Origin of the sequence: Paenibacillus sp. LHD-117, assembly GCF_030929555.1 — a bacterium.
In the GTDB taxonomy this organism is placed as follows: domain Bacteria; phylum Bacillota; class Bacilli; order Paenibacillales; family Paenibacillaceae; genus Pristimantibacillus.
The window spans coordinates 50,278-63,611 of sequence record NZ_JAVFVT010000003.1 but is presented as its reverse complement, the minus strand read 5'-3'; the positions used below and the strand labels follow the sequence as shown (position 1 = coordinate 63,611).

Here is a 13,334-nt window from a genome sequence, read left to right as displayed (position 1 = left end):
TTACATCTTGCCCCTTTACCTTATTTTTGTAAGCAGCAGCCTGAGCGCCCAGCCGCGTTCCGCGCGCTTCCTGTACTTCGGCAGGGAGCGGTAAACGCGGAGTCCCTCTTCGGCGGCGCTCTTCGACTCTGCTTCCTTCCCCATCCGCTTGTATACCTCCGTCAACCGATAATAAGATTCGCAAGAGGAAGAGTGGATTTCCTGGAACGAACGCAAATAAGAGAGCGCCTGTTCCTGCCGATCGGCCGCGTTCAAAGCAGCCAGCCTAAGGTATGGCGCGCCGTACTTGACTTTGGGATTGAGCTCAAGCGCCCGGAGCATTGCAGCTTCCCCTTCCGGCCTCCGGCCTTCGGCCGCGAGCGCTTGGCCCAGATCATCCCAATACTCCGCGGAATCGTCAAGCACGCGCCGCAGCGGCTCCAGCAGCTTGAGCGCCTCGCCGTAGTTCTTCCGGTCGATCTGCAGGCGGGCAAGCTCCTGCTTTGCGGACACGTCGTTCGGCGATGCCGCGATTTGCGACTTCAGCTTGCGGATTCGGGCGCTCCGCTTGAGCGGCTTCACCAAGCTCGGGGAGATGCCGACGAATCTCCGATCGATCACATACAAAATCAATAACAAAACGATAATGGCAACGATCGGGTTGCCGAGCAACCAGGAAAGCCAAAGAAATATAATCGTCAATTTGAACATGGCTTCAATCCTCCGAAATGACTATTCGTCTTCCAACAATCTCGTTCAATCATACCACAATCAGGGAATCTGTAGCTCATCATGATACGAATTTCCCCCGTCAATCCCGAATATTCGAGCTTTCCGCGCAACATACTACACGGGAAACATTCCCATCGAGGCAGAGGAGGACAAACGCGACATGCACAAGGACGACCCAGGCAAGGCACCGGAGAATCGCGGCGGCGCGCTTGCGCCGGGCGAGACGGAACAGACGCTCACGAACCGGCAAGGACATCCCATAACGGACAATCAGAACATTCGGACGATCGGCAGCAGAGGTCCGTCGACGCTCGAGAACTATCATTTTATCGAAAAAATATCCCACTTCGACCGGGAACGCGTGCCGGAGCGCGTCGTGCACGGCAGAGGGGCAGGCGCCCACGGCTACTTCGAAGCCTACGGCAAGCTCGGCGACGAGCCGATTGCCAAGTATACGCGCGCGAAGCTGTTCCAGGAAGCAGGCAAACAAACGCCGGTATTCGTACGATTCTCCTCCGTCATTCACGGCGGCCATTCGCCTGAAACGCTTCGAGACCCCAGAGGCTTCGCCACGAAGTTTTATACCGAGGACGGCAACTGGGATCTCGTCGGGAACAATCTGAAAATTTTCTTCATTCGGGACGCCATGAAGTTCCCCGACATGGTCCATGCATTCAAGCCGGATCCCGTGACGAACGTGCAGAGCATGAAACGGTTCTTCGACTTCGTCTCCCAGACGCCGGAAGCGACCCATATGATTACGTTCCTGTTCTCGCCATGGGGCATCCCGGCCAACTACAGGCAAATGCAAGGCTCGGGCGTCAACACGTACAAGTGGGTCAACGCGGAAGGGAAAGGCGTGCTCGTGAAATACCATTGGGAGCCGCTCAAACAAGGCATTCGCAATCTGACGCAGCAGGACGCGGAGAAGCTTCAGGCCAAAAACTTCAACCACGCCACGCAGGATCTGTACGAAGCGATCGAGCGCGGCGACTACCCGGAGTGGGAGCTCCAGGTGCAATGGATGAGCGACGACGAACATCCGGAGCTCGACTTCGATCCGCTCGACGACACCAAGCTGTGGCCGCCGGAGCAATTTCCGATGCTGCCCGTCGGCAAAATGGTGCTCAATCGCAATCCGGCCAACTATTTCGCCGAGGTCGAACAAGCCGCTTTCGGCACCGGGGTGCTCGTCGACGGCCTCGACTTCTCGGATGACAAGATGCTGCAAGGCCGTACCTTCTCCTATTCCGATACGCAGCGTTATCGGGTAGGCAGCAACTACCTGCAGCTCCCGATCAACGCGCCGAAGAAACACGTCGCAACGAACCAGCGCGACGGCCAGATGGCGTTCTACGTCGATATCGCACCGGGACAAAACCCGCATATCAATTATGAACCTTCCTCGCTTGGCGGACTCTCGGAAGCGGACCGCCCCGGTGAGCCTCATGAGCCGGCATACAACGCCAAGCTGACGCGACAGAAAATCGACCGCGAGAACAACTTCGCGCAGGCGGGCGATACGTACCGGAAGCTGGAGGAGTGGGAGAAGGACGACCTTATCGCCAATCTCGTCGACGCGCTCGGCACGTGCACCGACTTCATCCGGGAGAAGATGGTGGGCTACTTCACGGAAGCGGACGCGGATTACGGCAGGAGAGTCGCGGAGGGACTAAAGGCGGCGGGCAACGGCAACGATGGTCATGTCGGCACATTCCCCGCAAACGAAGGTATGGAGATGGCTTCCGAGCTCGGCCACTCTACGGATGGGTATTGATCAAACCGCATCGCGAATGTAGCAAGAAAAGACAAGAAGAGCCGCCGGGCACAAGCATTAACCGGTCGGCTCTTCTTCGCTAAGGAACAGCTTTTGCTTCTTGGTCGGTATTTGGATCCGCACCGTCGTTCCGACTCCGCCTCCTCGCCTGTATCTGGACCATCGTTCCGATTCCGAACCGGAAATGGAACGAGACACGCGGTGCTCGCCTCACTGAAGCCGAAGCTGAACGCGCTGATGACGCTTGCTTTTTGACAAGCAATGTCTAACGGACACTGAGAGGCTGTCGATTTAATGTGGACAACACTTGTCGACTCCAATCGTCGTAGTAGTGGCCACGAGTCGTGTGTTAGATTCTGTAACGGTTGTCAGTGAGGCTAAATGCGTCTTTTGGGCTGGTTTGAAATTATTACGGTTGTGGTGGAGCTTATTTGGCACTAAAACGGCATAATGGGGCTGATTTCGATGAAATAAGCTCGCTGGCAACCTTTACAATTTTGAGAATGGCGTTTAAGACGAAATAAGCGCACTGGCAACCGTTAGAAGCGGGTATGTTTGGTTTTGTCAGGGCCATTCAGCTGCGGCCGCAGCCACCATGGAGGAGGAAGGAGTGTAACCGGCATCGATCGTAAAGTTTGTTACCCCTGCAAAAAGAAAAAGACAGCATATCAGCTATGCCGCCTTAGTCATTTCGTACCATTCGGTGCAGTAAGGGCTTTCGCCCCGACAAACTTGAATGGAGAGACTGGATTATGTTAGATTTGTAACTCCCCAAGCTTAATCAGCTCGACAACCGCTTGCGAACGACCTTTGACGTTCAATTTTTGCATCACGTTGGAAATATGATTGCGAACGGTTTTCTCGCTGATAAATAATTGTTGCGCAATATCCCGCGTCGTTTTGTCCTGTACCAGCAGCTCGAATACCTCTCGTTCACGATGCGTCAGTAAAAACTTGCTCTTGTGGTCGCTTCCCTTCAAAGATGTCACCCCTCCTTGCTCGGGTTTTTATGGTATAACAAGGTCAAGGGATACAGTCAACTTATCATATGAAGGGGGCGGGTCAATGGTGCTGTCTATGCGCAAAATGGGCACGTTAGAACCGCTGTTATAGAGGTTGTTCAAAAAGTCCGCTTTTGAACTCGAACCTATTGTTCCATCGCGGCATGGACGATAAGTCTGTGCGTGGGGTTCACGACGGGGTCGCAAGTGATGAGCGTCAGACGTTTGTCTTTGTTATTGTAATTCAGGACGGAGACATCGGACGGCTCCACGATAGAGAGGTCGTATACGATGTAGGTGAACTTGCCGGACCGCGTCTCGACGATAATCTCGTCGCCGATCTTCACTTCGTTCAGCCGGTTGAACAGCTTGCCCTTCGCTCGCATCCGGTGCGCCGCGATGGCCGCGTTGCCGACCTCGCCGATCGGCGCCGTTTCCTTCAAATGCGCCGCGGCGGATCTCATGTTCTTCTGCGTCGCGCCTTCAAGCACCGGGAGCTTCAGCTTGATGCTCGGTATCCGGATCGTCGCGATCGCCTCCTGCTTCGGCTGGCTTGTCGCGGGCGCCTTCGTCGCGGACGGCTCGGCTGATGCGGCCGCAGATTCCGTGACGGCAGGTTCCGTCGCGTCCACTTCCTCTTCCTCCAAGGATTCGCTGAACAACGTCGTCAGTCCGTCGTATTGTTCGCGCGCTTCCTCCCCCGCTTCTTCGTCCAAAGCCGCGATTTCCCACTGAGCCATCAGCTTTTCCTGCTGCCTGTCGTTGTACCATTCGCTCGCTTTCGGGTATGCCAGAATCAATACGCCAACAAGGACCAAACCATAAGCGGCTATTTTCCTCATGTTTGACCTCCAGTCTCGGCTGCGCGGACGGGGGCGAACACCCATTTTTTGCTGCCGTAAAAGTTCAAGCCCAAGATGACTAGCGTAACGGCGAGCTTCGCCGCCCACTCGGACCAATCAAAGAGTTGAACGGCAACGCCCATCAACGCGATCGAGAGCAGCAGCATAACACCGTTCCAGACCAGAAAGCGCAGCTGGCGCCGCCAATTCGCCGGCTTGCCGTTGCCGGCCGCAACCGATCCGCTCCGGAACGTAATCGCGTTGTTCAGCAGATAGCTGTTCGCCATGCCAGCCAAATACGCGATGGCTTGCGCGGCCGCGTAATGAAAGGACAGCCAGGTCAGTAGCGCGAACATGCCGAAGTCGATCGCCGTATTCAAGACGCCGATCGCCCCGAACATGACGAATTGAACGAACCAGCTGTCGCGCGGCTTAGCGGCCATCTTGATTCGCGCGTCTCGGGGCTTCCGCCCGCTCCGGCCGATCTTGCGCCGCTTGCTCCTTATACCCTAACGTCTCGCGAACGATGTAGAGCGGCCGGTCTTTCGATTCATCGTAGATACGCCCAATATATTCACCGATGACGCCCAGAAGAATGAGAATAATCCCATTGAACAGCAAATTGATTGCGACTATGGACGTCCATCCGGCTTCCGTCGTCGACGTGAACAGACGCTGGTACAAGACGACGAGCAAATAGATAAAGCTTCCGAGCGACAAGAAAAATCCAAGATAAGTCGCGATCTTCAGAGGCTTGTACGAGAAAGAGGTAATGCCGTCCAGCGCGAAGCCGATCATCTTCTTCAGCGGATATTTGGTCTCGCCGGCGAATCGTTCCTCGCGGACGTATTCCACGCTTGTCTGCCTGAATCCGATCCAACTGATCAGTCCGCGAACGAAACGGTTTTTTTCTTTCAGCCCGCGCAGCACGTCGCATACTTTGCGGTCGATCAAGCGGAAGTCTCCCGTATCGAGCGGAATATCGACGTTCGTCATGCTGCGCAGCAGGCGATAGAACGCCAGCGCCGTCAGCTTCTTAAACATCGTCTCGCCCTTGCGCTTCAGTCTTCTGCCGTAGACGACCTCGTACCCTTCCTTCCACTTATCGATCATCGCGAGAATGATTTCGGGCGGATCCTGCAAGTCAGCGTCAATGACGACGATGGCATCGCCTTCCGCATAGTCCATGCCGGCAGAAATCGCGATCTGATGGCCGAAGTTGCGGGAGAAGTCGATCAGCCTCACGTTCGGATCGACGCTCGCGATGAGCGCCGTTTTGTCCGCCGTCCGGTCCCTGCTGCCGTCATTGACGAAGATGAGCTCGTACGGCTCGCCGGCGGAATCCATCACTTCCTTCAGCCGCCCGTATGTATGGTCGATCACCTCTTCTTCGTTGTACATCGGCACGATTACGCTATATTTGATTTGTCCGCTCATACGGCATAACTCCTCGCAAAATTTCTAGAATAACCAACTTGGGAACCAACGGAGCAGCACGTCGACGTACCACTTCGGCACCAGCATGCCCGAGAGAGCCGGGTAGAACAGGATGAACAACGCTACCGCTGCGGCAACGTACAGATTCCGAGCCTTGGCGAAAGCCGGATATTTCTCTTCCATCGCCTTTAGGCAATAGACCACGCCTAGAATGATGAACGGGACCATCGCGAAATAGTGGTATAGGAACGTCTCGCGCGGCACCAGCATCCATGGCACGTATTGAGCAAGGAAAGCGATCCAGATCATGTATGCTGACTTATCCCTGCGCTTCACGCTCATCACCATCGCGGCCAGCATCGTGAACAAACCCGTCCACCAGATCAAAGGATTGCCCATCGCCATGATGGTTGACTTCATCCCCTCCGGAAGCTCGCTGCCCGAATAATACCAGACCGGACGTTTCATGAACGGCCATTCCCACCAGGAAGAAGAGAAAGGATGGGACGACACGAGGTTGCTATGGTAACTGTACATATGGGTCTGATAGTCGACCAGCGCCTTTAGCGTATAGCCGCCCTGCATCACGTTCAGAATCGGGATATAGGACAGCGCATAGATGCCTAGCGGGATCGCGACGTAGAACAATAGGCATGCAGCCAGCGTCAACAGCGCGTTCCGCGGGAACAGGCGGGCTGCCCGCTCCAGCTCGGTTCGGTTATATGCTTCAGTGCCCTCGCCTCGTTTCAGCAGCCTGCGCGCCGCCGCATGCTCCTTGTATCTGTCGATGAGCGACAAAGCCAGCATGACGGCAAGGCCCGCCCCGCCGTACAAGACGATCCACTTGGAGGCGACGCCTAATCCGAACACGAAGCCGGCGAGCCCAAGCGGCACGAACGTCGCCGCCAGCGAAGAACGATAGAAGCTCATCGTGACGTAACGGTGCATGAAATAAAACATCAACATAATAAAGAATACGCCGTAGACGTCGATCGTCGCAATTCGCGTCTGCGCGAAATGCATGAAATCCGCCGCGAGTAACATAGCGGCAACGACGGCGAACGTGGTTCCGCCGAAGAGGCGCCTTGCCATGAGATAGATGAGCGGAATCATCGCCGCGCCGAACAACGTGCCGGCGATCCGCCAGCCGAACGGGTTCAGGCCAAATAGCTTGATGCCGAGCGCGATGAACAGCTTGCCGAGCGGCGGATGCGTATTCTCGTACGCGACGAGCCCTTCGAGATTTTCGTAAGCCGTACGGGCATGATAGATTTCGTCGAAGTAACTGCCCTTCATGAAATTATGATTATAGACCATCAATCCTTGTTCGTCGAACAAGTGATGGAGGGACCCTCGCTTCGGCTCCTTGTCGCTTAGGGCGACGATCGAGCTGATCGGCAGAGGTTCCTTGCTGCCGGCTTCATAGAAGCCGAGCTCATTCATCGAAAAGCCCGCACCCGTCACGGTCAGCTTCACGTAACGCGCTTCGACGTTCAGCTGCTGGCTCTTCCAGGCAAAGACGTACACATGATTGTTGTCGATCTCGATCTTGTTGCCCCAGGCATCGGGTGTCAAGCCGAATTCGTATGTATAGGTGCCCGTGCCCACGCCTCCGAAGCTCGTCAATCGTTCGAGCTGCTTCGTTTCGCCAAGATCGACATAGAAGCCCTCGCCGGCGGAGGCCGGATGCCATACGGTCTCCGGATCCTTCAGCGAACCCAGGTTGACGAGCGCCACGATCGTATAGACGGCCGTAATGCCGCCCATCCACCGCCAATCCTTGCTTGCAAGTCGGCGACTGGCGGTCTTGCTTTCGATCGGACGGTCGCCACGGTACAGCGCCAGCCGCTCGGCATCGGCAAGCCTGCCGTCTTCCGGCAGCAGCTGGCGGACTTCCTGCCGGTTCCGATTCCGGTACAGGTCATGGCCGACGTACATCGCGTATAACAATAAGCCGATATTCGCGATCGCGCACAGGATCACGACGCCGTCCGTCGGCACGTTGGACGTCTGCACACTGAACTTAAGCACATAACTTATATTGATAAAGTTCGTGATCGTGAATCCGAAGAACACGCGCAGCATTCTTCGGTCCATCGACTGGATATAGGCGAACAGGCTAAGCAGCATGACAGGGAACATATAGCGCTCATGCATCTTCGTCACGCCGATGAATACGATGGCGATCAGCATCGCGGCGACGTAGAAGGAACGGTCTTCACCACCGCGCTTCGAGCGGATCAGCGAGAAGCAGACTGCGGCCGCGACCGCAAGGAGGATGAACGCCGTCCCCCACTGCTGATAAGTCAGGAACAGCCAGCTCTCGGTGATCGGCTTCCAGTTGGCTCCGTTCAAGGCATAGAGGTTAAAGGCGTTAAGCGTCGCGTACGGATAGGAGGACAACGTGCCTTTGTACAGCTCGTAGACGCCTTTAAGCCCGCCGTTCCCCCAATAGAACGGCAGAGCGAGCACGATGAACGTACCGAAGCCGTAATACGCGCTGATCGCGACATCCTTCCATTTTTTGTTCAAAAACAGCGCCAGCAGCAACACCGGCATAAAAATAAACGTTTGCGGTTTGATGAGTGCAGCAATCGCATACCAGACCGACGCTCTTCCGAATTTTCTGTCCGCCATTCCGGCGATAGCCAGCGTCAGCACGAGCGCGAAGACGGCGTCGACCTGGCCCCAGGCCGCCGAATCGAGTATCGCGGCGGGGTTAAAGGCATACAGAAGCGCGAGCCCGATCGCCGGCGCTTCTCCCAGCTTGCCCTTCGCCGCGCGGTATACAACGGCTGCCGCAGCCAAATCCGCGGCGATGGCGGGCAGCTTGTAGAGCAGCAGCGTTCCTGCGCTTCCGGCCGTTAGCCCGAACCATTCCTTCAATAGGCCTAATCCGTATAACACGTAGATGTAACCCGGTGGATAATCAACGAAAATATCGGAATGGTAAAACCCGGCAATGCCGTCCTTCACCACTTGATCCGACCAGAAAGTAAATAACGCGATATCATTGACATACCCATCATGCGTAAGCCCGATGGCGATCCGCAGCGCCAGCGCGACGGCGAACCCTCCGAATAGTAAGAGCGCGCCCATGTTCTGGCCGGGCGCGAACCTGTCCTTGCGCCTGATCAATGCGTTCATCGCAACGGCGAACCCGGCCGTGAAGAGAGCGGCATAAACAAGCGTCGATAGAATCGATACTTTGAGCGGCGCCTTTTCTTCCTCCCCGCCGCTTACCGGCGTTGAGGCAAGGGAGAACACGGCTGTGCCTTCGGGCGCTTCGCTTACTTCCTCGACCGTTATGCCGTCGAACCAGCCCGTACCTGCATTAATGCTGCCGTAGCCGCCGACGCTGACGCCGATCGCGATCTCCTTCTGGTCCTTCTCCGTCTTCCCGTAGAACTCGAGGAACGACCACTGCCCTCCCGTATCGTGAACCTGCGGATAATTGACCGCGACGCCTTCCACCGACAGGTACGCGCCGTAAGCTTCACTGCGAAGCCCTTCTGCCTTTACGTAGCCGGAGATCCGGTAGAGCTTGTCTCCATCCACCTTCACGTTCTGAATAAATCTGGCGTGGTTGTCGCCATTGTTCCGAACGGCGGCAGCCCACTGGCCCGACTGCGCGGCACCTTGCTCCGCGGCGTATACGGTTGCGGCATCGTCCTTGATCCAAGCTTCCGTCGTCCATCCGACAGGCATTCCGTTCTCCGTCTGCTCGAAATCGCCGTTCGCAACCAAATTGCCAGCTGCGAATGCCGGAATTCCGTTCCATAGCCATAATGCCAGCAGCATCAACGGAATCGATAAGAAGCGTTGGTCAGCTTTCCTCATCTCCGATCACATTCTCCTTCATCTATGTATCACTAGTTCCGTACAAGCCATACAAATTCACTTTATCGAATGAAGGTGCTGCGGTCAATGTTCCTGCGAAAAATACTGTTGAAGATTACCAGCTTCATCTTTCATATCCGATTGCAAATGTTATGTATGTCAATCCGACAAGACCGGCGGGGTGGTAGAATGATACGTTATTCCGGCTTGTCCCTGTCAGACGTTGCCGCGTTCTGGCGTCATGCCGTCAGCCGTCTCCAACCCACCGTCGTGGTGGACGCTCTCGCCGATGTCGACTCGTTCCCGCACGGTCGCGTAATCCGCGACGAATGTCTCGCCCTTTAGTTGGGCATTGCGGTAAATGAGCCCCGGTCCCGATCGTGCACCCCTCCTCCACGACGACAGGGACCATGTGTCAGCTCCTCAGTCTATACGATTCGTAAGCCTAGCCTAAGCGTCAAGTTAAAGCCCCCTGTAAACGTCGATCAACATCCGGGCAACCCTGTCCGGGTCGTGATGCCGCTCTACGAATTTCCGTCCTTGCATGCCCAGTCTCATCCAATCCGCCGGCCTGCCCAGCAAATCCTTCAATACGTCGTAGATCGTATCCGGATTCGCGCTGACGATCGGCAAGTCGGCCGGGAAGACGCCGCGAAGATCGTCGCGGACGTAACAGATGACCGGTTTGCCCATGGCCATCGCTTCCATGCTTAGATTCGCGTAAGTTCCGACGGTTAACTGATCGATGATGATCGACGACTCACGGTACAACTCGAGGGCTTTTGCATGAGGCATTTTCTCCACTAATTTGAATTCGAATTTCTTCCCTTCCGCTTGCAAGCGTTCTACTGCTTCGAGCACGAATTCGGTGCCCTTGACGTTCCGATGCGAAGATGCGTGCACGACAAGCGGGTAATCGGAGGGAGGCGGATAATGTGGAGCCAATGCCCGGGTATCGATCGCATAAGGCACGACATGCACCTTCTTGTAGTGCGGCTCTACATGGGGAAGCAGCTCATGATCGTTGACGATGACTTGGTCGACGCAGGATGTAAGCAGCTTCAGGTTTTCGCGTATTCGCTCATCCGGCCAGGCTTCTCTTCTCCGAACGTAGGGATTGTTATAGCTTCTTGCAACCGGCAGCAGGCGCACTTCGTCCCCGGAGTGGTGCACGACCAGTTTTTTACCCCGCTTTGCAAGCAGCTTCAAATCCCGTTTGTCGCTGAACAAGGTCCCCCCGAAGCGGAAGTGGAACGTGTCGTACGTTTGGATGGCTTCCTCTAAGAAGGCATCCCTTATCAATTTCCTGACTCTGACGGGGTGCATGTTCATGTTCAGGCAAAGATCGGAAAGATAGGAGTACACGTCGTTGTAAAAGCTGCATGACGTGGCATGAACGCCTTGACCGCGCAAAGCATGCGCCAACGAGGCAATGCCGATGCCGTGAGGGCAGATCAATACTTTGCCGTTGAAAGCTACGTTCGATTGGGCGGGATACTCGATCGGTTTCGCATCGACGTATTTCGCCATGATCGCCGCCCTTATTCTTGGATTCAAAGTCTCTCCTCCCGGTTTTCTAAAGTTGTTGATAGGTTTCTACTAGCAGTTTGCCCACGTAATCGTAACTATGGAATTGTTCGGCGTAATTCCGGCCTTTCATCCCGATGTCCTTCCAGTCTCCCGGACGCTCCAGCAACGACTTCAATTCCCGGTATATCGTATCCGGATTCGCGCTGACGATCGGCAGCTCGCCCGGAAACGTATGGCGGAGATCTTCGCGGATGTAGCAAATGACGGGTTTGCCCATCGCCATCGCTTCCATGCTTAAATTCGCGTAAGTTCCGATTCGGAGCTGGTCGATGATGATGTCCGACTGCGCGTACAGCTTTTTCGCCTCGTCATGGGGCAGCCCTTCCAACAGCCGAAAGTCGAAGGCATATCCTTCGTTTTTTAACCGGTCCACGGCGGCCACGACGAACTCCGAGCCTTTGACTTCGCGATGGGAAGGTGCGTGAACGACCAAAGGAACGGAGACCGGTGCAGGATAACGGGGCATTACTCGATGAACGTTGATGGCGTAAGGAACGACGTGAACGTATTTGTAATAAGGCTCAACGAAGGGAAAGAGCTCGTAATCATTGATGATCGCATGGTCGATGTAAGCCGCAATCCGTTTCATGCTTTCTTGCACCCTTGTCTCCGGCCACGTTTCCTTTACCAGAACGTAAGGATTGTTATGGCTGCGGGCGATCGAAAGCACTCTCGCGTCGGAACCGTTATGGTGCATGACCAGCTTCTTTCCCATTCCCTTCAGAAGCTTGAGATCGCTTTTGTCGGGCAACAAGGTTTCGCCGAAGTGGAAATGAAAGACGTCGTACGTTCGGACGGCCTCTTCCATGAAAGCTTTCCTAATGGCCTGCCTACTTTTGTTGGAATGTTTGTTCAACCGCAGACACCGGTCCGACAAATAAGCATAGGCATCGTCGCTAAAGCTGCAGGCAGCGGCATTGACGCCTTGGCTGCGCAGCGCTTGGGCCAGCGTCCCTATTCCGATGCCATGCGGGCTGAGCAGCACCTTCATATGACTTTCTCCTCTCAGCATGCTGCGCTTGCGGCAATTATTCCTGTATTTTTGCCCTGTAAAACGAAGCGGTCCGGCAAATGCCTTCCTCAAGCCCTACTGCGGCCTCGAATCCCAACAATGATTTCGCCTTCTCGACGTTTGGAATCCGAAGCTCGATATCCACGGAGTCCGCTCCGATGAATTGGATTTCCGAAGTTGATCGCAGTACTCTCAGTACCGTGCTGGCGAGTCCATAGACCGTAATGACTGTCTTCTGGTTGCCGATGTTGAAGGATTGGCCGACCGCTTCGTCTTTGACCATGGCGCAGAGAATGCCGTCCACCATATCGTCGATGTAACACCAGGCACGGATCTGGGTGCCATCTCCGTGTATACGAAGCGGCTCTCCTCTAAGCGCCTGCAATACGAACGCACGCAACGCCCCTTCGCCTACCTGCCCGGGACCGTACACGTTGAAAGGCCTCACCGTTACGGTCGGCAGGCCCAGTTCCTTATAATAGGCGTATGCGAGATGCTCGACAGATAATTTGCTCACGGCATAGGTCCATCTTGCTTCTCCGACGGCTCCCATTACGGCCGGGCTCGTTTCTTTAGATCGGAAAGCGAGCTGGCCGAACACTTCGCTTGTGCTGAAACAAACGATTCTTTTGCAGTTTTTGAGCGTCGATGCGGCCTGCAGCACATGATAAGAGCCTACCATATTCACTGACATCGTCGTGACGGGACTTCTTATGACCGAATCGATCCCCGCGATCGCTGCCGCGTGAACAATATAGGTCGAATTTTTCATGGCTCGCCTAAGCTTCGCGTAATCGAGAATATCCCCTTGAACCACCGTCAGGTTGGGATGGCCGTTATAGGATTTTTCTTGAAGGGCGTTCCGCGCGAAGTTATCGTACACGGTCACTCTATTGCTGTCCAATAACCTGCCTATCAGCGTCGAGCCGATAAATCCCGCGCCGCCAGTTACGAATATGGTCTCGCCCTGGATCCGATCAATATCCATCTTCCCACTCCTTTCAAACGTCGAATCCCTTTTAGATAATATATGTAGCCGATCGCGCAACCGAATGGACGACCAACCAAAGCACGGAAAAATGGACGGCCCCGACGGGAACTCCCCTGCTCTCGTACCAACGGAA

The 13,334-nt window shown here is 55.2% G+C and carries 10 protein-coding genes and 1 pseudogene; 1 reads left to right on the top strand and 10 read right to left on the bottom strand.

Features of this window, described 5'->3' with window-relative positions; genetic code table 11:
• Positions 1-15: 15 nt before the first annotated feature.
• Positions 16-690 (bottom strand): tetratricopeptide repeat protein, encoded by a 675-nt coding sequence (locus RB620_RS02760; RefSeq protein WP_308091990.1) that lies wholly within the window; start codon positions 688-690, stop codon positions 16-18.
• A 241-nt stretch (positions 691-931) separates the two neighbouring features.
• On the opposite strand from RB620_RS02760, the pseudogene RB620_RS02755 reads away from it, so the two are divergent.
• Positions 932-2,488: pseudogene (locus RB620_RS02755) on the top strand (catalase); the annotation flags it as partial.
• Positions 2,489-2,545: 57 nt separating this feature from the next.
• Here RB620_RS02755 and RB620_RS02750 read toward each other — a convergent pair.
• The 9 genes from RB620_RS02750 to RB620_RS02710 form a co-directional block, all read right to left on the bottom strand.
• Entirely contained in the window at positions 2,546-2,686 is a 141-nt protein-coding gene (locus RB620_RS02750; RefSeq protein WP_308091988.1) for a hypothetical protein, read from the bottom strand.
• A gap of 557 nt (positions 2,687-3,243) precedes the next feature.
• A complete protein-coding gene (locus RB620_RS02745) occupies positions 3,244-3,468 on the bottom strand; it encodes a helix-turn-helix domain-containing protein (RefSeq protein WP_006040330.1) in 225 nt (74 codons plus the stop codon).
• Positions 3,469-3,635: 167 nt separating this feature from the next.
• Positions 3,636-4,331, bottom strand: coding sequence for a class D sortase (locus RB620_RS02740; protein ID WP_308091986.1), 696 nt, complete (start codon positions 4,329-4,331; stop codon positions 3,636-3,638).
• Positions 4,328-4,774: a GtrA family protein gene (locus RB620_RS02735; protein WP_308091985.1), complete on the bottom strand. Its 447-nt coding sequence runs from the start codon at positions 4,772-4,774 to the stop codon at positions 4,328-4,330. The genes RB620_RS02740 and RB620_RS02735 overlap by 4 nt, the downstream gene beginning before the upstream one ends.
• Positions 4,764-5,768, bottom strand: a complete 1,005-nt coding sequence (locus tag RB620_RS02730) for a glycosyltransferase family 2 protein (protein ID WP_308091984.1) — start codon at positions 5,766-5,768, stop codon at positions 4,764-4,766. Before RB620_RS02730 ends, RB620_RS02735 begins: the two co-directional genes overlap by 11 nt.
• Before the next feature lie 24 nt (positions 5,769-5,792).
• On the bottom strand, positions 5,793-9,608 hold the full coding sequence (locus tag RB620_RS02725) for a glycosyltransferase family 39 protein (protein ID WP_308091983.1): 3,816 nt from the start codon (positions 9,606-9,608) through the stop codon (positions 5,793-5,795).
• Between the two features lie 462 nt (positions 9,609-10,070).
• Positions 10,071-11,165, bottom strand: a complete 1,095-nt coding sequence (locus tag RB620_RS02720; protein ID WP_308091982.1) for a glycosyltransferase family 4 protein — start codon at positions 11,163-11,165, stop codon at positions 10,071-10,073.
• A 19-nt stretch (positions 11,166-11,184) separates the two neighbouring features.
• Positions 11,185-12,189: a glycosyltransferase family protein gene (locus tag RB620_RS02715; RefSeq protein WP_308091981.1), complete on the bottom strand. Its 1,005-nt coding sequence runs from the start codon at positions 12,187-12,189 to the stop codon at positions 11,185-11,187.
• Positions 12,190-12,226: 37 nt separating this feature from the next.
• Positions 12,227-13,198 carry an NAD-dependent epimerase/dehydratase family protein gene (locus tag RB620_RS02710; RefSeq protein WP_308091980.1) on the bottom strand — a complete coding sequence of 324 codons (972 nt, stop codon included), beginning with the start codon at positions 13,196-13,198 and terminating at the stop codon, positions 12,227-12,229.
• Between the last annotated feature and the right edge of the window lie 136 nt (positions 13,199-13,334).